This is a genomic window from Candidatus Paceibacterota bacterium (genome assembly GCA_035452965.1).
Taxonomy (GTDB): Bacteria; Verrucomicrobiota; Verrucomicrobiia; order Limisphaerales; family UBA8199; genus UBA8199.
In genome coordinates, this window is record DAOTCE010000024.1 from 45,726 (window position 1) to 64,106 (window position 18,381).

At 59.1% G+C, this 18,381-nt stretch carries 17 protein-coding genes; 11 read left to right on the forward strand and 6 right to left on the reverse strand.

Going from position 1 to position 18,381, the window contains the following annotated elements:
* Positions 1-59: 59 nt before the first annotated feature.
* The 3 genes from P5205_16110 to P5205_16120 are packed head-to-tail and all read left to right on the forward strand — an operon-like array spanning position 60 to position 2,844.
* Positions 60-1,793 carry a hypothetical protein gene (locus P5205_16110; GenBank protein HSA11885.1) on the forward strand — a complete coding sequence of 578 codons (1,734 nt, stop codon included), beginning with the start codon at positions 60-62 and terminating at the stop codon, positions 1,791-1,793.
* The gene (locus P5205_16115) at positions 1,790-2,467 is read left to right on the forward strand and encodes a glycosyltransferase family 2 protein (GenBank protein HSA11886.1); all 678 of its coding nucleotides are present in this window, start codon (positions 1,790-1,792) and stop codon (positions 2,465-2,467) included. The genes P5205_16110 and P5205_16115 overlap by 4 nt, the downstream gene beginning before the upstream one ends.
* A 5-nt stretch (positions 2,468-2,472) precedes the next feature.
* Positions 2,473-2,844 carry a DUF2304 family protein gene (locus P5205_16120; protein HSA11887.1) on the forward strand — a complete coding sequence of 124 codons (372 nt, stop codon included), beginning with the start codon at positions 2,473-2,475 and terminating at the stop codon, positions 2,842-2,844.
* A gap of 15 nt (positions 2,845-2,859) precedes the next feature.
* On the opposite strand, the gene P5205_16125 is transcribed toward P5205_16120, so the two are convergent.
* Together P5205_16125 and P5205_16130 are read right to left on the reverse strand one after the other, a co-directional pair.
* Complete coding sequence (locus P5205_16125) at positions 2,860-3,609, reverse strand: class I SAM-dependent methyltransferase (GenBank protein ID HSA11888.1); 750 nt, start codon at positions 3,607-3,609, stop codon at positions 2,860-2,862.
* Between the two features lie 289 nt (positions 3,610-3,898).
* The gene (locus P5205_16130) at positions 3,899-5,431 is read right to left on the reverse strand and encodes a DegQ family serine endoprotease (GenBank protein ID HSA11889.1); all 1,533 of its coding nucleotides are present in this window, start codon (positions 5,429-5,431) and stop codon (positions 3,899-3,901) included.
* 166 nt (positions 5,432-5,597) lie between these two features.
* Between P5205_16130 and P5205_16135 the strand changes: the two genes are divergently transcribed.
* Positions 5,598-5,966 carry a hypothetical protein gene (locus P5205_16135; GenBank protein HSA11890.1) on the forward strand — a complete coding sequence of 123 codons (369 nt, stop codon included), beginning with the start codon at positions 5,598-5,600 and terminating at the stop codon, positions 5,964-5,966.
* 144 nt (positions 5,967-6,110) lie between these two features.
* Here the strand turns inward: P5205_16135 and P5205_16140 are convergent, their stop codons facing one another.
* Positions 6,111-7,400: a radical SAM protein gene (locus tag P5205_16140; GenBank protein HSA11891.1), complete on the reverse strand. Its 1,290-nt coding sequence runs from the start codon at positions 7,398-7,400 to the stop codon at positions 6,111-6,113.
* Between the two features lie 2 nt (positions 7,401-7,402).
* A complete protein-coding gene (locus P5205_16145) occupies positions 7,403-8,596 on the reverse strand; it encodes a radical SAM protein (protein ID HSA11892.1) in 1,194 nt (397 codons plus the stop codon).
* A gap of 374 nt (positions 8,597-8,970) precedes the next feature.
* Here P5205_16145 and P5205_16150 point away from each other — a divergent pair, with 374 nt between their 5' ends.
* On the forward strand, positions 8,971-9,537 hold the full coding sequence (locus P5205_16150; protein HSA11893.1) for an aminodeoxychorismate/anthranilate synthase component II: 567 nt from the start codon (positions 8,971-8,973) through the stop codon (positions 9,535-9,537).
* 122 nt (positions 9,538-9,659) lie between these two features.
* Here P5205_16150 and P5205_16155 read toward each other — a convergent pair whose 3' ends face one another.
* Positions 9,660-9,956 carry an RNA-binding protein gene (locus P5205_16155; GenBank protein HSA11894.1) on the reverse strand — a complete coding sequence of 99 codons (297 nt, stop codon included), beginning with the start codon at positions 9,954-9,956 and terminating at the stop codon, positions 9,660-9,662.
* Between the two features lie 114 nt (positions 9,957-10,070).
* A complete protein-coding gene (locus P5205_16160) occupies positions 10,071-11,051 on the reverse strand; it encodes a Gfo/Idh/MocA family oxidoreductase (protein ID HSA11895.1) in 981 nt (326 codons plus the stop codon).
* Positions 11,052-11,707: 656 nt separating this feature from the next.
* On the opposite strand from P5205_16160, the gene lat reads away from it, so the two are divergent.
* From lat to P5205_16190, 6 genes are all read left to right on the forward strand, one after another.
* A complete protein-coding gene (gene lat, locus P5205_16165; protein ID HSA11896.1) occupies positions 11,708-13,084 on the forward strand; it encodes an L-lysine 6-transaminase in 1,377 nt (458 codons plus the stop codon).
* 67 nt (positions 13,085-13,151) lie between these two features.
* Positions 13,152-14,720 carry an aldehyde dehydrogenase family protein gene (locus P5205_16170; protein ID HSA11897.1) on the forward strand — a complete coding sequence of 523 codons (1,569 nt, stop codon included), beginning with the start codon at positions 13,152-13,154 and terminating at the stop codon, positions 14,718-14,720.
* A 78-nt stretch (positions 14,721-14,798) separates the two neighbouring features.
* Positions 14,799-15,578, forward strand: coding sequence for an ABC transporter permease (locus tag P5205_16175; protein HSA11898.1), 780 nt, complete (start codon positions 14,799-14,801; stop codon positions 15,576-15,578).
* A complete protein-coding gene (locus tag P5205_16180; protein ID HSA11899.1) occupies positions 15,575-16,321 on the forward strand; it encodes an ABC transporter ATP-binding protein in 747 nt (248 codons plus the stop codon). The genes P5205_16175 and P5205_16180 overlap by 4 nt, the downstream gene beginning before the upstream one ends.
* A 1-nt stretch (position 16,322) precedes the next feature.
* A complete protein-coding gene (locus tag P5205_16185) occupies positions 16,323-17,360 on the forward strand; it encodes an MlaD family protein (protein ID HSA11900.1) in 1,038 nt (345 codons plus the stop codon).
* Between the two features lie 7 nt (positions 17,361-17,367).
* Positions 17,368-18,381: a TRAM domain-containing protein gene (locus P5205_16190; GenBank protein ID HSA11901.1), complete on the forward strand. Its 1,014-nt coding sequence runs from the start codon at positions 17,368-17,370 to the stop codon at positions 18,379-18,381.

The following is an 18,381-nucleotide window of genomic DNA, read 5'->3' on the forward strand; positions in this document are numbered from 1 at the left end:
CTAGCGGTCGATCATTCAATGCACGAAGGTTGATTCGACGTTTCCGGCGTCCCTTTCCTTTGGCATTTCTTGTGTTGGCGTTTCTCGCTGTGCTGGGTGGAGTGCTGCATCCGCCTACCAACCCGGACGGAATGAGCCATCGGCTTCCGCGCGTGCTGAACTGGCTGGCTGAGGAGCGCTGGCACTGGATCACTAACCATGTCATTATGAACACGCAACACGCCGGGTTCGAATGGATGATGGCCCCGATGCTTGCGTTAACGCGAACAGATCGCTGGGTATTCTTCTACAATGCTGTCTCATTTCTCTTGCTTCCAGGGTTGGTCTTCGGTGTGTTGAGGAGGCTGGAGGTGCGGGGTCGAGTTGCTTGGCACTGGATGTGGATCGCGCCATCGGGCTATTGCTTTCTGCTGCAGGCGGGGAGCATCGGAAACGACGCTGCCGGCGCCACAGTTGCACTAACGGCGCTGTATTTTGCTTTACGCGCCAGGAAGAGCCGGAGCCATCTCGATCTCTGGCTCTCCATTTTGTCGGCAGGCTTGATGACGGCAATCAAGAGCAGCAATCTCCCTCTTCTCTTGCCGTGGTTTCTGGCGATGCTCCCGAGCGTGAAGCTTGTCTTGGCGCGGCCGCTTTCGACGGTTTTGGTAGGAGTTGCCGCGTTGGTGGGTTCTTACCTGCCAACTGCGGCGCTTAACCACTTTCATTTAGGAGACTGGAGTGGTATGTCCGTTTTGACGCCAGCGGTGCACCGGGCGCATCCTGCGACACTTGTTGCAGGTAACCTGATGAACTTGTCGGTGCAGAATCTAGCCCCCCCAATCTTTCCGGTAGCACAATGGTGGAATGCTCATGCTTATCGCGTCTTGCCCCAGTCCTTCATCACGGCAATCGAAGAGGCGTTTGAGCCCGCCGGGGCACATTTCTCCCTCCCTGAGATCCACTATGAGTATATGGCTGGTCTGGGGATGGGTGTGACCATCTTGTTGCTTGTATCTTGGGTGATTGCGCACCTTGTGCATCCCGCGAATGTGGGACCTCGGTTTCCACAGTCAGTTGATCAGTGGTTCCTGGCTCTGGTTCGCTGGTCACCTTTCGTGGTCCTGGCGGTTTACACGCTGACGACGGCCATGAGCACTTCGGGACGCATCGTCACTCCTTATTACTGCTTCTTTCTGCCCTTCTTCCTCGTGGGGCCAGGCTGGTCTAAGCTAGTGCGCAGCCGAACATGGCAGTTTTGGGCACTGTTGATGATGCTACCCGCTCTGGTGTTAGTGGTCATCAATCCCCCACGCCCCCTTTGGCCGGCGCAGACAGTCTTGAGTCGTTTGGCTGCGCGTAATCCTCATTCAAAGAACCTCGGTACCGCCGCAATTCTTTACGCAAGCTATGCCACCCGCTGGGATGCTCTTGCCGACATACGGCAGTATCTGCCCCCGGGCGAGAAGAGAGTTGGGTTCATCTCGCTCGTGGGGGCAAGTTCGCTCGAAGCGTCGCTCTGGCGACCCTTCGGTCAGCGGCGCATAATCCATGTACCGGTTGAAAGCACATTGGAGCAAATCGCCGCCCTAGGCATCCGCTACGTGGCCGTGGGGATCGAGTCTCCAACGGCGCGCATTCATGACGTCCCTGCCTCTGAGTGGATCGAAAACTGGCGCCAGGCCCGGGATGGAAAGATCGTTGGAACGGCCCGAGTGCGGCAGCGTGCCACCAAGGACGAGGCAGTCTGGCATGTCATTGAGCTTGAATCGCCGATCAATACTCTACAGAGAGGAAAGGCGCTAGGTCCGTGAGCGCTCCAATATACTTTGTAATCCCGGCCTATAACGAAGCAGCTTGCGTTGGCGAGGTAGTGCGGCAGGTGCGAAGTCGGTTCCCCAACGTGGTCGTGGTGGACGATGGCTCTGCCGATGCCACTGCGGAGGTGTCACGAGTCGCCGGGGCGGTCGTCGTCCGGCACATGGTTAACCGCGGTCAAGGAGCGGCCCTCAAGACAGGAATTGAATGCGCCCTGGCCCGCGGGGCGGAGGTGGTCGTGACTTTCGACAGCGACGGCCAGCATCAACTTGAAGACGTGGATGCCTTGCTGGCGCCAGTCCTTGCGGGGGAGTGCGACGTAGCGCTGGGTTCGAGATTTCTGCACGGCGGCAGCCGTGTGCCCTTCATGCGTAAGCTGACGCTCAAGCTGGGAGTTCTCTTCACGCGTGTCGTTTCGAGAATCCGTGTTACCGACACTCATAATGGCTTGCGTGCGCTTTCGCGCGAGGCGGCGCGCAAAATTGAGATTCGCCAGGACCGCATGGCCCACGCATCCGAAATCCTAGACGAGATCAGCCGCCTTAAGCTCCGCTACCGCGAAGTGCCCACGCGGATCATTTATACAGCGTATTCTCGGGGCAAAGGCCAGCGCTCATCCGCGGCCTTCCGGGTGGTGTGGGACTTTCTGATTGGTAAATCGGCCGGCTAGCAGTCATGCTTATCATCCAAGTTCTCTTTGTCCTGTTTGCCTTGTTTGCCATCTCGCGAACGGTTTCGCGCTTCAAGCGCGGGTCCATTGGTGTTACTGAACTGATCGCTTGGAGCGGGTTCTGGCTCGCCGTGGGGGGGGCCGTACTCGCGCCCGCCATCACGCAGTGGATGGCGGACATTCTTGGCGTGGGGCGCGGCGCCGACGCCGTCTTCTACATCGGTCTGGTGGCGCTGAGCTATACCTGTTTCCGGCTCTATCTCAAAAACCGACAAATCGAACAGCAGTTAACTTCCCTGGTGCGAGAGCTCGCCCTCAGGGACACCGAAGAACCGATACCGCAAAAGCCCCCGCAGTTCCCAAAGCCAGCTGAGTGATACTTCTTCAGTCTTCTACACAGCCCCGACCGGTGCGTCGGGATGGCCGCCATATTCACGGCATTTCGCAAGCCTTGCGCTGCTGCAAACGTAGAATTGGTACAACGAAACCGACCTGGCCAGCCCGAAGAAACTGGTCTCCACTTTGTCGAAGAAGAACTCGAGTATCTCCGCTATCTCCCTGGCATCGTTGACGTGCTCGTGCTTCATAAGCAGGCCATAATCAAGGCCACGTTTAAGCCTGAATTCAAGCCCCGTAGTCAGTTTCCAACCCATGGTCCAAAGAAATGTTCCCTCACTAGGTATGGCTATGCGCAGGACACCGTTATCGCGCAGCAGCAGACCGGCCTTCCCCACAACATTCGGGAGGTTGAGCACATGTTCAAATGTTGCCACCGAAGTTATCCGGTCGTATCGAGAATCATCGGGCACCTCGGAGATATCTGCATAGATATTGCGAATTCTGCCCAGCAGCGGAGAACCCGCATAGAGACTTGTGAAAGGTTCGATGATATCGTAAGGACCGAGCGGAGGCTCATACTTCAGTTGGTTGAGAGTGCCCGCGCCTATTTCCAAGGTTGCAGGAGGGGAGGCGGGGCGGCGGGCAACATCGGCTGCCACCTTCTTGTGCATCCATGACTCCAACTTCTGGGCCAGCGAAGATGCGGTTGTCTGTCCCTGGCGGTTCGATCTGTAATGTGCTGCGTAAATCTCTTCTATCTCTTTCGGGAGAGGAGGACGTTTCTTTGGGAATCTCTCAAACATAGCTGCTACGCTGCTTCATTTACAATGAACACTTGGTCGGCTTTGCCGTTCGAGCCATTCGTCCGATTACGGAATAGCCAACTCCGCCATAGCCACAAAGCAGGCAATCGAGCTGTCTGCGTAGTCGAACTCTTAGCTTCTCGATTTTGACAACACGGCCGTGTTCAGACCTCGTGACTTATAACTAACTGGCAGCCGGGATGCAACACCCGTTCGAAGAACTTCTCGCAATGGCACGACCATCCTGCCTTCGCCACCGCGAAGGCCGCCCTCGGAACAACGGCAGCCATTATTTCCCGCCGGTGTTGCTTTCGTCCACGACGACATACCGACTGCCGCCGTTGCTCCAGATGCGTAACAGGGTGATTTTGTCTTTGGGATTCTCAGTCATACGCACAGCCTCGTCAGCGGTCTTGACTGCTTGACGGTTGATTTCCTGGATGACATCGCCGGGCCTCAGGCCTGCTTCGGCTGCAGGCGAGTCAGGCTGCACTTCGGTAACCACCACGCCTGTAATGGTATCGGGGACCTTGAGTTCTTCACGGGCCTGCTGATCCAGGTCGCCGACTCCCACGCCATTAAGTGTGCCAGTGTCGGTTTCTTTCGAGCCACTGCTTTGAGCGACCTTTTCGGCGCCAGGCAGTTCCTGAACGGCGATTTGCAGGTTGCTGATCGCGCCTTCGCGGAGGATTTTGACAGGCACTTTGCTGCCAGGCTTGGTCTCGCCGACGGCGAGCTTGAGGTGGCGGCTGTCGCGGACCTTCTTGCCATTGAATTCGAGCACGACGTCGCCGTTCTTGAGGCCGGCTTTGTCGGCTGGGCCTTTGGGCACAACGTCACCAATGAGCGCCCCGCCTTGGTCTTTGAGCTTGAATTCTCGCGCGAGCGCCGGGGTGACGTCCTGAATCATAACCCCCAGATAGCCGCGGCTGACATGGCCATATTGGATGAGGCTCTCCATAACGTTGCGAGCGAGGTTACTTGGAATGGCGAAACCAATCCCCTGGCTGCCGCCGGAGCGGCTGAAGATTGCGGTGTTGATCCCGATGAGTCGGCCTTCGATATCCACCAGTGCGCCGCCGGAATTGCCGGGGTTGATGGCTGCGTCAGTCTGGATAAAGTCCTCGTACTCCTCGATGATGCCAAGCCCTCCCCGGCCGGTGGCGCTGACAATGCCGGTGGTGACCGTCTGGCCCACGCCGAATGGGTTGCCTATTGCCAGCACGATGTCGCCGACCTCCACTTTGTCACTGTCGGTCATCGAGACGAACGGCAGGTCTTTCGCGTCAATCTTGATCACGGCGACGTCGGACTTCGGATCCCGGCCAACGACCTTGGCGGTAAACTCACGACCGTCGTGCAATGTCACCTTCACTTCGTCGGCATTGTCCACGACGTGGTTGTTGGTCAGGATATAGCCGTCCTTGGTGACAATCACACCCGAACCCAGACCATACTGGCGTGGGAGGCTAGGCATGCGCTTGGGCATCCGCTCGCCGAATTGGTCGCCGAAGAACCGCCGCCAGAACGGATCGCTGAAGCCAAACCAGTCCGGGTTCGAAGCGGCGGAGCTTTTGCTCATGATGACAAGCTTCACCACCCCCGGCACAACCCTTTTCACGACGGGCGCAAAGCTGGCGTACGGCCCACCGGCGCGCGTGAGCGGAGTCGTGTCAACTTCAAGTTTGGGCGCAGCGGCTCCCGTGTTGGATTGGCCTTTGTCTGCCTGGCTAACCGCCAGCGCGGAGCCGGCAACTAGACCGGTCACGCCCAGAACGAGGGCCAGATATCGAACATTCAAGTAAGCGAGGATCTTCTTCATAGCTGTTGCTTCAATCTGTTTTCTGTGTTTACGTATTGGAGTAATCGGAGTGTGACGGAGACCTTTCCGGAGCATTACACTTTTGTAAGGGACGACCGATAGCGGCGATCGCTTTGGCTGCGTCCTAGGTTTGACTAGTATGGCAAGTATCCTAGGTTTGACTAGTATGGAAAGTAATTACATTGTCGGTTGGATTCCGTGGCCCGTGGCGGCCGCGTCGGCAGTCTGGTTCGGCGTGATGGCTTACAAATCGGCCAAGAATTTCGTTTTGTGGGCGATCGGTGGGGGACTGCTTGGGCTGGTGCTGACTACTATCGTGCTGGGTTTGGGGCAGTCCATGTTCATCCCGTACTACACTGCGGAGATTGCGTCCTTTCGGCTGAAACTCACGATCCTTGCAGTCGTTCTAGTCGGCTGCGTGGGCTGGCTGTTTACAGGGCCGCTCCACCGGCGCCTGTTCAAGTCCTGGAAACAGAAAGCCGAGCCCCTCTCCGATCAGGCAGCCAAGCCCCCCACGCCTGCTCCGAGGCAGTAGCATCCGCAACCCAAATCGGCCTCCGCAGGGTAAACGTCTTTGGACGACTACTGACCTGTGGCCGCAGGGAGGGGAGACACCTGTTGTTTCCGGAAATCGGCATGACTTATTTCGAGCCCCGCCGCGACTGCTACCATTCTCCGCCTAATCGTTGAGAATCTTGACTCGGCGGTGAAGGGCCTGCCAGACGAGCAAAAGGATACGCGGGTGACGGAGAAAGAAAGGCAGCCACTTCAGGATCTGTCCGGGCGCCCGACGCTTGAAGAAGTGATAGAGGTTTTCATAAGTCGCCTGCACGCCACGCTCCAACTCTGCAGGCGTCATCCGGACCGGCTTGAACACCGCGTTGGCCCAGCCGAATTTGTCCCGGTCATGCCGCAAGAGCCGTCCCTCGCTCTTCAACTGGTCGTATACCGGAGTGCCGGGATAGGGCGTAAGGATGTAGAGCAGCGCGTCCTCCAGCTCCATCTGCTTAATACATGTCTCCGCGGCACTGAAGATGCGCTGGTCCTCGTTGTCGAAGCCGAATATGAAGAAGCCTTGCACCAGAATGCCGTGCCGATGAAAACGCCGGACGACCTCCTGGTAGCTCTCAACCCGGTTCTGCACCACCCCAGCCCGCGCCAATGAGTCTGGATGCACGGTCTGAAAGCCCACCTGCACGAAGAAGCAGCCGGCCTTCTGCATGGCCTCGAGCAGCCGGAGATTTTTGGTGATAGTGGTGGGGGCCTGCACGGACCAGGCTTTCTTCAACGGCGCAATCTTCTCGCACAGGGCGATGGCGTAGTCCTCGTCCACAAACAAGTTATCATCAACGAAGAATACGACGTCCTGTTCCATGCCTTTCATCTCGTCATACACCTTGTCCGGCGAGCGTCGGCGATGCCGGTGCCAGGGAACGTTGGGCAGGTAGCAGAACTTGCAGGAGTGATTGCAGCCACGGGTAGCCTGGATCATCCCCACCAGGGGGTTTGGCCGAAACAGGTCGCGCCGCGGAATGGGAACGTCGTCCATTTCCGTGGGCTGGTCCTGCTGATAGACTTTCTTAAGAGCATCGGCAGCCGCATCGTGGAGTAGTAGGGGCCAGACGTATTCGGCCTCGCCGACGACGATGGTGTCGGCATGTTGCAGACATTCCTCCGGCATCAGGCAGGCATGCACGCCGCCAATGACTACCTTGGCACCTTTCCCGCGGAACCGATCCGCAATGTCAAATGCCCTTTGCGACGAGAAAGTGGTGGCCGTGAGGCCAACCAGGTCGAAGTTCTGCTCATAGGGAACTTCGTCCCAATCCTCGTCAACAATCGTCACGTCATGCCCGCCCGACAGCGCGGCCAGAATGCCGAGATGCAGCGGCTGAAACGAGACGCGGGTTAGGAATCGATAGACTCCGTCCTTGACGAACCATCGCGGCTTGACCAGTAGAATCCGCACCGTCAGAGGCTCCCCAAGAATGCGTTAAGCCTGGCTTTGAGATTGAGCAAGGTGACACCTAGCCGACCCTGCACGCCAAAGATTTCATTCCACGGACGGTTCTGAACCAAGTGGTTCAGGAAGAGGCGAGCGTTGGCGGTTTGCGTTTCCTCATGGGGGCTGCGGGTTTCGATGTTCTCAGGCTCAAAGAAACAAGACGGATCTTCAGCCAGGTAGTCGCCGGTGTGGTAATACGCCAGGGAGCGGCAGCCGCGACAGGAATCCCCATACCGGCAACGTTCACACTTGCCTTTGACCGGGCGCGGTCGGCGCAGTGTGCGCATGATGTCGGACTCAGCGAAGATCCTGGACAATGGCTGGTCGCGCACATTGCCGCAGCAAACCGGGCTGTCCAGGAGGTGCACGCAGGGAGCCACGTCGCCTTCGGCGTTGATACCGATGAACGTGCGGCCGGCTTGGCAGCCAAGATTGCCCAGGCTGAGCCCGCGGCCACCCAAAGTCAGGTGCGTGGCATTCGGCGCGGCAAAGAATGGTGTATAACTGACGTAGCTCAGCGGATTGTCGCGCAGGGCTGGATGAATCTGGCCCCCCATGTCGTTCCGGTCGAAACACAAATGACGGGCCTTAGCCGCGGCGCCGCGCGGCACAAACGGTGAACGAATCACTGCAATCTTCCGGGCCAGCAGCCAGTCCATAGTGCTCTTCAGCGTCCGGAGGTTCTGCCGGGAAACTGTAAGCAGCACGAAGCTGGGAACGTCATGCTCGGCACAGGTCCTGAGAAGGTACTCCAGGCGTTCCCGGTTGCCAGAGCGGCACCGTTTCTGGATGTCCTCATCCACCGAATCGAGGGAGAAACCCATGGTTAGATGGCCGGCGGCAGCGCTTTTGAGCCGTTTGAGCCTGGACGAATCGAGACCGCTGCCGCTGGTGTTTACGAAGGTATATAGACCGTTTCGGGCGTTGTGCGCAATGAGTTCCAGATGGTCAGGCCGCTGCAAGATCTCGCCGCCGGAAAAGGAGACCGCTCCCTTGGGACAGATGGCCTTCAACTCGTCAAGCACCAGCCGTTTGGCCTCGTCCGTGGAAAGTTCCTGCTTCTGTGCAGGGGTCGCCCGCTCGGTCATGCAGTAGGGGCAACCCTGGTCGCACCGCCGGGTGGCCTCGAAATAGCACAAGAAGAAACTGGGCCTTCTCATCGGCTTACCGAGAAAGGCAGCGCGCAAGTGACTTCAACAAGATTGTCCACCAGCATTCGAGGGCCGCAGATCGCATTTGAGCGCCATCCTACCAACGAGCAGCCAAACAGCAAGGGAAAGGGAATTGAGTTCCAATTTCGGCCTTTGGGTGGCAACTCGCGCGCATCACGGCGCTTCAGGGATCCACAGCGCGAATCGGTTCGAGGAATTCGCCCCATTCCCCATGTAGAGATCAGGCCCTGGTCCGCAAGAAGACCTTACTGTATCCCAGCGTATTCTCATCGGAACGCCCTAAAGCCGCCTCCACTGACAACTCTGCGAGATTTCCTGGTTTCCAATTCCAGCATCCTGCCGTAGCATTCCATCAAGCCAATATGCTTCTGGTCATAGACAATTACGATTCGTTCACCTACAACCTGGTCCAGTATTTGGGCGAGTTGAATGCGGAAATCCGGGTCCACCGCAACGACCAAATCTCAGTAGAGGAAATCCAGGCTCTCGCCCCGGAGCGGATACTCATTTCGCCGGGACCATGCTCTCCCCGGGAGTCTGGTTTGTCCAACGACATCATCCGCACTTTCGGCCCGCACACCCCCACCCTCGGTGTCTGTCTCGGGCATCAGTGCATTGGCCACGTGTTCGGCGGCAATGTCGTCGTGAACTACCGTATGATGCACGGCAAAACCTCGCTGATTAAGCACAATGGCAAGGATTTGTTCGCGGGCATGGCCAACCCCTTCGCTGCTACCCGCTACCACTCATTGGTCATCGAACGCAAGAGCGCCCCCGACTGCCTGGAAATCACCGCTGAGACCGAGGAGGGTGAGATCATGGGGGTGCGCCACAAGCAATATCCGATCTGGGGCGTCCAGTTCCATCCGGAAAGCATCCTAACGGAAAACGGACGGCGAATCCTCCAGAACTTCCTCAGCCTGAAATAGACCCTTCAGCGCCAGCGATTCCCTGAACCCTGCCGTACAACAACCAGGCACGGGAGGTTATTTGATCCCGTGCCTTTGCCAAAGGCATCCCGGAGGACGCCTCAAAGTGATTCGCTGCGGCGCTATTCGCGCCGTCCGCCGTAGCCGCCGCCCGAACGGGGCGCACGCTCCTCGCGCGGGCGCGCTTCATTGACGGTCAGCGCCCGGCCATCAAGCTCTTTGCCGTTGAGCGCCTTGATAGCGGCATCAGCGCCTTCCTTGCTTTCCATGGTCACAAAGCCGAAGCCGCGCGGGCGCCCGCTGAATTTGTCCCGGATCAAGTCCACCTCCAGGACTGTGCCGTGCGCACCGAACAGGTCCTGCATCTGTTCTTGCGTTGCATTGAAGGAAAGATTTCCGACAAACAGTTTTGTACTCACGATGACTCTTCTTTTCGACTCACTGCCCTTTCGCGACCGTTCCCGACCTTCGGGTTTCAAATCATCACTGAACCGTGTTCAACTGAGGATTCACCTGTCTTCGAAACTGGTCAGCTATCTATTGGCGCCGACTTTAGCCGCTTTGGATGGGGACGCAACAACAATTTTGACCGGTGTGCCGCCCTGCCGTTTGCTCTCGTCGGCCGCTTCCATGAAAGCGATGATTTCCATCGTTTCCTCGGGTTTGACCGGTGCGATGCCCGTTTGGAAGAATTCCATGATTGCCGCCACCAACGGCTCGTAGCCGTCGTAAGCGCCTATCGCCGTTTCGCCCTTTTCACCCTTGGCCAGCCCGCGGAAACCCTTGTCCTCGCGATAAATGCCCTTGCGCCCGTCGTTCCAGGTGCCGACCACCTCGATCAGGCCGTTGGTGGTGGTTCCGCGCTGCACGGTTGCGCACCCGGTGCCCATAACGGTGTACAGGCTCTCCACCCCATGCACGCCATACCAAAACAGGTCAGGGTGATGCGGCTCTAGGGAGCAAGGGCCGTAGGTCTCCGCGTACTGCACCCGGCCAATCAAACCGTTGCGCACCGCCTGCGTGTTCTTCCCGAACCGGAGCGCCGACGAACTGAACACCGGAACCTTGGCTACCTTGGCTAGCCGGAAAATCTCCCGGGTATCCCGCAGCGACGCCGCCATCGGCTTGTCAATATACACCGGCTTGCGCGCCTTCAACACGGGCTTCACTTGCTCCAGGTGCGGGCGCCCGTCAACGCTCTCCAGCAAGACCACATCCACGTCCTGGCATAAACCTTCGATACTGTCGTAGATCTTCACCCCATATTTCTCTCGCAACGTCTTCGAGTAGCTCTCGACATGCGCGATACTGGAGGGGATGTCCGGGCTGCCGCCCTTGTAGGCCGCAATAACCTTGCCGCCCGGCACGTGTCCCTTGGCGGCTGGATTGTTCAGGATTTCAGTGAAAGCGAGCACGTGCGACGTGTCGCAGCCGATGATTCCGATCCGCAATTCCGCACCCGTCGCCATCACCCCACACGCCGACATTATCACGCAGGTGAGTAAAAGTCTCATAGAGCAAATTTGCCGTGTTGTTTAGAAACGCGGTGAAAATACGCGACTTCAGGCGCATTGCCAGCCGGAAATTCCTGGAGTACCCCCCACAGGACGATGCCTTGCCTACCTCGCCCCGCAGCAAACATGTACTGAATCCTCGGTAAAAGCAGGGGACTGCCCTTGTTCTTCCACCGCCGGGTGGGTCGGTACCGTGCCAAGGTCAGGGAGTGACTTCGCACGGCGATGCATTGCCTGCCCCCCAGGCCCATACAAATCACGGCGTTGGGACGGTGCCAATCCGGCGGGACCCCGGTGTGGTTCCCATGGGGGTCGGCCCCCATGGGAACCACACCGGGGTATAACGGGTTTCACAGCGTTGTCGCACCGGGGAGGCTATTCGGACGAAAATTTGGGCGCGGTGTTGATGCAAGTGCGGCACGGGCGCTTGCGTTCATAACTGACAACGTGGGCGCCAGACACAGGTATCAAAAGGTGTGTCTTGGCTTGCCAACTTACCCTGAGCAAGCCGTTGGCGGCAGAGAAAATCCGGCGGAGAAGCACGCCCGCTGCCGCATTGGAATGCTAATCGTGGAAAGTTGGCCATCAATTTGGCTTGAGCAAGCGAAGCCGCTTCGTTAGCTTCACACCAGGTTTTGCCAGTGCGGAGACCACGTATGCATGTAGTTGATAAAGCCCAAGACGCTGCCGTCCAAAAGGTCGCGGCGCCGCGTCTGTCGGCTCCCGTCCCGCCACAACAGGTCATCGCTGAGCTGGAACGGCATATTTTGGTGGACGGCTTCAAGCTCGTCTTCGATCTGGCCCGTAGCCGCGGATCGAGGTTTGTGGATGCAGCCACCGGCCGTGAGCTGATTGACCTCTACAGCTTCTACGCCTCTCAGCCCATCGGCTTCAACCACCCCTATTTCGATCGGCCGGAAGTCAAAGCCGACTTGCTCGCGGCGGCCAGGATCAAAGTGGCCAACGCGGATGTCTATACGGTGCAGTTCGCGACTTTTGTCCAGACGTTCGCGCGCGTAGCCGGCATGGCTCCGCTGGAACGCTACTTCTTCATCGAAGGCGGCGCTCTGGCGGTGGAAAACGCCCTCAAGGCTGCGATGGATTGGAAGGTCAGGAAGAACCTCGCTGCGGGCAGGGGCGAGCGCGGGACGGAGATCATCCACTTCGAGCGCGCCTTCCATGGACGCAGCGGATACACGATGAGCTTGACGAACACCGACGTTCGCAAGATCGCCCACTTCGCCAAGTTCCCCTGGCCGCGGATTATTTCGCCCAGCCTGGACTTTTCCCTGCCGCCGGCACAGCGCGATGCGGCAGTTCTGGAGAAGGAAAAGCTGGCGCTGAAGCAGATACAGGAGGTCCTGGCGCGGAAGGCCGCAGATATCGCCGCCATCATCATCGAACCGATCCAGGGCGAGGGCGGCGACAATCATTTCCGGCGCGAATTCCTGCAGGCGCTGCGCCGCGTATGCGACGAGAACGAAATTCTCCTTATCTTCGACGAAGTCCAGTCCGGCCTGGGAATTACCGGCAAGACCTGGTGCTGCCAGCACTTCGATGTGCTGCCGGACCTGCTCGCGTTCGGCAAGAAGGTGCAGGTCTGCGGTGTGATGGCCGGGCCGCGGCTGGATGAGGTCAAGGACAACTGCTTCCGCCTGCCCAGTCGCATCAACTCGACCTGGGGCGGTAACTTCACCGACTACGTCCGCTCCACGCACTACCTGCGCATCATCGAACAGGAGCGGCTCGTCGAGAACGCGCGCGTCAAAGGCGAACGGCTTCTGTCTGAACTCAAAGCGCTGGCAGTGAAGTATCCAGTTGTCTCAGCGGTCCGCGGGCGCGGGCTAATGCTGGCGTTCGATTTGCCCAGCACCACCGCCCGCGATGCCTTCTGGAAGGGCGCGTATGAGCTTGGCCTGCTCGTTGTCCGCTGCGGCGAGCGGTCCATCCGGCTGCGACCGGTGCTGGACGTGCAGGACGACATCATCGAACAAGCCTTGCTCATCATGGACCATGAGTGCCGCCGCCTCTGAAAGCACGCAGCATTCTTGTCGCAAACGCTTTTAAATGAAACACCCCTGATCACTACTGGTCTAAATTATGACTTCCACCCGACGATCCAAGACGCGCCTGACTGCTTCGACCTCCACAGTCGCGACCTTGCAGCGGCTCGGTTTGAAGGCTGAGAATCCCGGCGTCTTTTGCGACGAATGGCTTGGCAGCGGCAAAGCGCTGAAGTGCATCTCCCCAATTGACGGCAGGGCCTTGGCCACCGTCCGCACGGCCACAGCGCAAGATTACGAACGCGCCATCCTGCGCGCGCAGGAAGCTTTCTGCGAATGGCAGCTCGTGCCGGCGCCAAGACGTGGCGAAATTGTGCGCCAACTCGGCAATGCCTTGCGCAACGCCAAGCGCGACCTCGGGCGGCTGGTAACGCTTGAAATGGGAAAGATCCTGGCTGAAGGCCAGGGCGAAGTGCAGGAGATGATTGACATTTGTGACTTCGCCGTCGGTCTTTCGCGCCAGCTTTACGGCCTGACCATCGCCTCGGAACGCCCACAACATCGGATGATGGAACAGTGGCATCCGTTGGGCGTCGTCGGCGTCATTACCGCTTTCAATTTCCCCGTCGCCGTCTGGTCCTGGAACAGCGCCCTGGCGGCGGTCTGCGGCGATGCTACCCTCTGGAAGCCCTCGAGCCAGACACCGCTCACTGCCATCGCCACCGTCCGAATCGCCGAGCGCATCTGTCGCGCCAACAAGGTTAACCCAGCCATCTTCAGCCTGGTGATTGGTGATGGGGCGACGGTCGGTGAGCGCCTTATAAACGATCCGCGTATTCCGCTGATCTCCGCCACTGGTTCAACCCGAATGGGCCGGCATGCGGCAGAGGTTGTAGCCCGCCGCCTGGGTCGGTCACTCCTGGAGCTGGGGGGCAACAACGCCATCGTCGTCACCCCCACCGCCGACCTGGACCTCGCCCTGCGCGCCATCCTGTTCGGCGCCGTTGGCACCGCCGGCCAACGCTGCACTACCACCCGTCGGATCATCCTGCACGAATCCCTGCGTGAGCCCCTCACCCGCAGCCTTGTCGAAGCCTACGGGCAGGTCCGCATCGGCAATCCGCTCAACGCGGGAACCCTCATGGGGCCCCTGATCAACGCCCGCGCCGTCGCCGATATGCAGGCTGCGCTGGCCGAGGTGCGCAAGGAGGGTGGTCAAGTCCTTTACGGCGGCGAACCTTTGCGGGGGCCGGACTACCCCGGGGGGTGCTACGTGCGGCCGTGCCTGGTCGCCGCTCGACACGACATGAGAATTGTCCGGGAGGAGACATTCGCGCCGATTCTCTACCTCATCACCTATCGCACTCTCGACGAGGCCATCGCCTGTCACAACTCGGTGCCCCAAGGGCTCAGTTCCGCCATCTTCACCAACGACCTGCGCGAAGCCGAACGGTTCCTTTCTGCCTGTGGCAGCGACTGCGGCATTGCCAATGTGAACATCGGCACCAGCGGCGCGGAAATCGGCGGGGCCTTCGGCGGGGAGAAGGAAACCGGCGGTGGCCGCGAGAGCGGCAGCGATGCCTGGAAGGCCTACATGCGCCGCCAAACCGTGACCGTCAACTACTCAAAAGAACTTCCGCTGGCGCAGGGAATCGTTTTCGGCTAGGGCCGGCGCGCCGGGCGGAATGGGGAATCCTGAAACAATTGGCGACCGCGTCACCGGACTGTTATCTTGGTCGCGGCTATGAATTCCATGGGCAAGCAATGGATGGCGGGATGGCTGGAGGGATTGGGCCGGATCGCTCTCCTGTCAAAAGAGTCCATCGGGTCGCTCTTCAGCCTGCAGGTGGCCTGGCGGGACCTCCTATATCAGGTCTACTTCACCGGTGTGAAGTCCCAGTCCGTGGTCCTAATCACCGGCGCTTTCACGGGTATGGTCCTTGGCGCCCAAACCTATTTCCAGTTCCACAAGGTCGGCATGGACACGGCTACGCTCGCGGTGGTAAGCGTCTCCATGTGCAGCGAACTCGGGCCGGTTTTGACCGGCCTGATGGTCGCCGGCCGCGTCGGCGCGGCCATCGCCGCCGAGTTGGGCACCATGCGGGTTACTGAGCAAATTGATGCGCTTCGCACTTTGGCGACCCATCCCGTGGACTACCTCGTCGTGCCGCGGTTGCTGGCGCTGCACATCGCGCTGCCCCTGTTGACGGCGGAAGCCATCGCCGTCGGGATTGGCGCGGGTTACGTGGTGGGAGTCTTCCTGCTGGGCATTGATCCCGTGTACTCTTGGTACAACATGCTCCGCTACACTCATACGGCCGATGTCGCAGTTGGTTTGATTAAAGCGGTGATCTTCGGCGGTATTGTGGCCTTGGTCGGTTGTTACAAAGGGATGTACTGCGGCGAGGGGGCGGAAGGCGTCGGGCGCGCCACCACCGAGGCGGTCGTGTATTCCTCCATCGCGATCCTTATCTCCAACTTCTTCCTCACGCTCGCCCTGGGCCAGATCTTCCACACGCTATGATCGAAGTCCGCGATCTTACGAAAGGCTTCGGACCGCACCGGATATTGGAAGGCGTGAGTTTCCGAATTGAGAAGGGCGAGTCGGCGGTGATCATCGGCCGCAGCGGCGGTGGGAAGAGCATCCTGCTTAAACACCTGATTGGCCTGCTCAAACCCGACGCCGGCGAAGTGTTCATTGCTGGTCAAAACGTTGCCGCGATGAACGAGCGTGAATTGCTGCCAGTGCGCCGGAAGTTCGGCATGTTGTTTCAAAGCGCCGCCCTGTTTGATTCCATGACTGTGGCTGAAAATGTCGGCTTCGCCTTTCGCCGCGATCGCTCGCTGCCCGAGAGAGAAGTTCGCAGGAAGGTAGCCGAAGTCCTCGAAATGGTGGATTTGCCCGGCACTGAGGACAAGAAGCCCTCCGAGCTGTCGGGTGGCATGCGAAAGCGGGTCGGCCTGGCGCGCGCCATTATTTACAAGCCTCAAATTGTCTTGTATGATGAACCCACCACGGGGCTGGACCCGATTGTCTCCGACAGCATTGACCAGCTCATCCTGCGAGTCCGGGACCGTCTGGATGTGACGACGGTGGTGGTGACGCATGACATGCGCAGTACGCGCCGGCTCGGCCAGCGCATCCTGATGCTGCACGACAAGCGAATTTACGCGGTGGGGACGCCGGACGAGATTTTTAATTCACCGGATCCGGTTGTCCGGCGCTTCATTGAAGGCGTTTCCGACCCCAAAGAACACTACTTCTGATATGGACAAATCAAGGCTTGAATGGAAGGTCGGCTTGTTCGTTTTCATTGGCTTGGCGCTGCTGGCCGTGCTGCTGCTCCAGTTCAGCAAAGGCGCCAGCTTTTTCCGTCCGACTTACGACCTGCTCCTCCGCGCCCCCACGGTTGGGGGATTGAAGGTGCGCGCCCAGGTGCTGATGTCTGGGATTCAAGTGGGTCATGTCTCCGACATGCAGTTGGATCCAGGCGGTACGAACGTCATTATTACCCTGCGCATTCACCAGCGGTACAAGATCTTCAAGGACGCCCGCTTTGCAATTGATCAGTCTGGCTTCCTCGGGGACCAATACGTTGCCATCCTGCCGACGGAGAACCAGGGCCCCGTCTTTGCGCCCGGGGACGAAGCCAGGGTAGAATCGCCGCTCGACCTCCAGGAAGTGGCACGCTCGGTCGCCGAGTTTCTGAAGCACATCGGCTCCACCGCCACGAATGTCAGCGAGGTGCTGAGCAATGCCCGGAGCACATTCCTCAGTGGGAAATCGCTGACAAACCTCGCCGAGACCATCGCCAACGTTAATCTTGCCTCCGCGCGCTCCGTGACGGCTATGAGCAATGTCCAAGCTCTCGTGGAGATTAACAGCAATGCCATCACCCACGCAGCCAACAACCTCTTGGTCTTCTCGCAACAGGCCACCCAGGTCGCCAGCGCGGCGCGCGAGCTTCTCACCACCAACTCCCCCGCCATCAACTCGACTGTCGCGGCGATCGAAGCCTCGGCTGCCAATATCCATGCCTCTTCTATCACCCTGAGCAACCTGATCGAGGGTGTGCAGGAGGGCAGGGGATTGGCTGGGAAATTACTGGTAGACGACACTCTTGCAAACGAGATTTCACAGATTGCCAACAACCTAACCATCGCGACCAGTAACCTGAGCGTGACGACCAGCAACCTGAATCGCCGGGGTCTCTGGGGCATTCTGTGGAGACAGAAGCCGCCCCGGACCAACGCCCCGGTGCCGGGCCGAGGGTCGTTGACATCGCCAAAGAATCCGTATAGTTGATTGGGTTATGGCGTTGTGGGTCATTCGTATTCTATTCCTAGCCCTCTGCACGGGTGGCGGATATGCGATTAGCCAAGTGCGGCCCGAGTGGCTCGCCCATCCCTTCCTGTTCCTGGTCGCGGGCTTTGGTTTCGGGTGGCTCATGATTGCTATAGACGAAATGCTGAAGGGCTTTTCGCTCCGCGCCTTCTCCGCCACGACCTTCGGCCTGCTCCTGGGCACTGTCGTTGCTCTGCTCATTGACCACTCCGGCCTGTTCGGTGACCCGAAGGACGCCGCCCCCCATCGCCAAGTGGTTCGCATGGCGCTCTTCGTCGGCTTCGGCTATATCGGCATGGTGCTGGCCATGCGCAGCAACAAAGAAGACTTCTCCCTCATCATCCCTTACATCCGATTCGCGCCCCAGAACAAACCTGACAATCTGTTGTTGCTGGATACGAGCGTCATTGTAGATGGCCGCATCGCCGACCTGATCGAGGCCAACGTCATCGAGGGCCTGATTGTCGTGCCGCGCTTTGTGCTGAAAGAGCTCCAACAAATCGCCGATTCTAATGACACCATCAAGCGCGCCCGCGGCCGGCGCGGCCTCGATGTTCTCAATCGCATCCAGCGCAACACGCGCAATGAAGTCAAAATCCACGACGGCGACTTCCCGGACGAGGAGGGGGTGGATGGCAAGCTGGTGCGTCTGGCGCGCAACCTCCGTGCAAAGCTCTACACCAACGACTACAACCTGGCCAAGATCGCTGAGTTGCAGAAAGTAAACTGCGTCAATCTTCACGACCTGGCCAAGTCACTCCGCACTGTCCTGTTGCCGGGCGAGACGCTCTCCCTGCGCATTGTGCGCGAGGGCAAGGACAAGGGTCAAGGCGTGGGTTATTTGCCGGACGGCACAATGGTCGTGGTGAACAACGCCCAGAACGCTGTCGGCCAGCAGGTCGAGGCACAGGTCCAAAGCCAGCTCCAAACCGGCGCGGGCGTCATCGTCTTTGCCGACCTCAAACAGCCGTCAACAGCGTAG

Excerpts from the sequence above, each read along its gene's own strand:
- lat (HSA11896.1), top strand. The coding sequence starts at position 11,708 with ATGCATGTAGTTGATAAAGCCCAAGACGCTGCCGTCCAAAAGGTCGCG.
- P5205_16185 (HSA11900.1), top strand. The coding sequence starts at position 16,323 with ATGGACAAATCAAGGCTTGAATGGAAGGTCGGCTTGTTCGTTTTCATT.
- P5205_16175 (HSA11898.1), top strand. The coding sequence starts at position 14,799 with ATGAATTCCATGGGCAAGCAATGGATGGCGGGATGGCTGGAGGGATTG.
- P5205_16170 (HSA11897.1), top strand. The coding sequence starts at position 13,152 with ATGACTTCCACCCGACGATCCAAGACGCGCCTGACTGCTTCGACCTCC.
- P5205_16125 (HSA11888.1), bottom strand. The coding sequence starts at position 3,609 with ATGTTTGAGAGATTCCCAAAGAAACGTCCTCCTCTCCCGAAAGAGATA.
- P5205_16130 (HSA11889.1), bottom strand. The coding sequence starts at position 5,431 with ATGAAGAAGATCCTCGCTTACTTGAATGTTCGATATCTGGCCCTCGTT.
- P5205_16160 (HSA11895.1), bottom strand. The coding sequence starts at position 11,051 with ATGAGACTTTTACTCACCTGCGTGATAATGTCGGCGTGTGGGGTGATG.
- P5205_16120 (HSA11887.1), top strand. The coding sequence starts at position 2,473 with ATGCTTATCATCCAAGTTCTCTTTGTCCTGTTTGCCTTGTTTGCCATC.
- P5205_16145 (HSA11892.1), bottom strand. The coding sequence starts at position 8,596 with ATGAGAAGGCCCAGTTTCTTCTTGTGCTATTTCGAGGCCACCCGGCGG.
- P5205_16180 (HSA11899.1), top strand. The coding sequence starts at position 15,575 with ATGATCGAAGTCCGCGATCTTACGAAAGGCTTCGGACCGCACCGGATA.
- P5205_16150 (HSA11893.1), top strand. The coding sequence starts at position 8,971 with ATGCTTCTGGTCATAGACAATTACGATTCGTTCACCTACAACCTGGTC.
- P5205_16135 (HSA11890.1), top strand. The coding sequence starts at position 5,598 with ATGGAAAGTAATTACATTGTCGGTTGGATTCCGTGGCCCGTGGCGGCC.
- P5205_16190 (HSA11901.1), top strand. The coding sequence starts at position 17,368 with ATGGCGTTGTGGGTCATTCGTATTCTATTCCTAGCCCTCTGCACGGGT.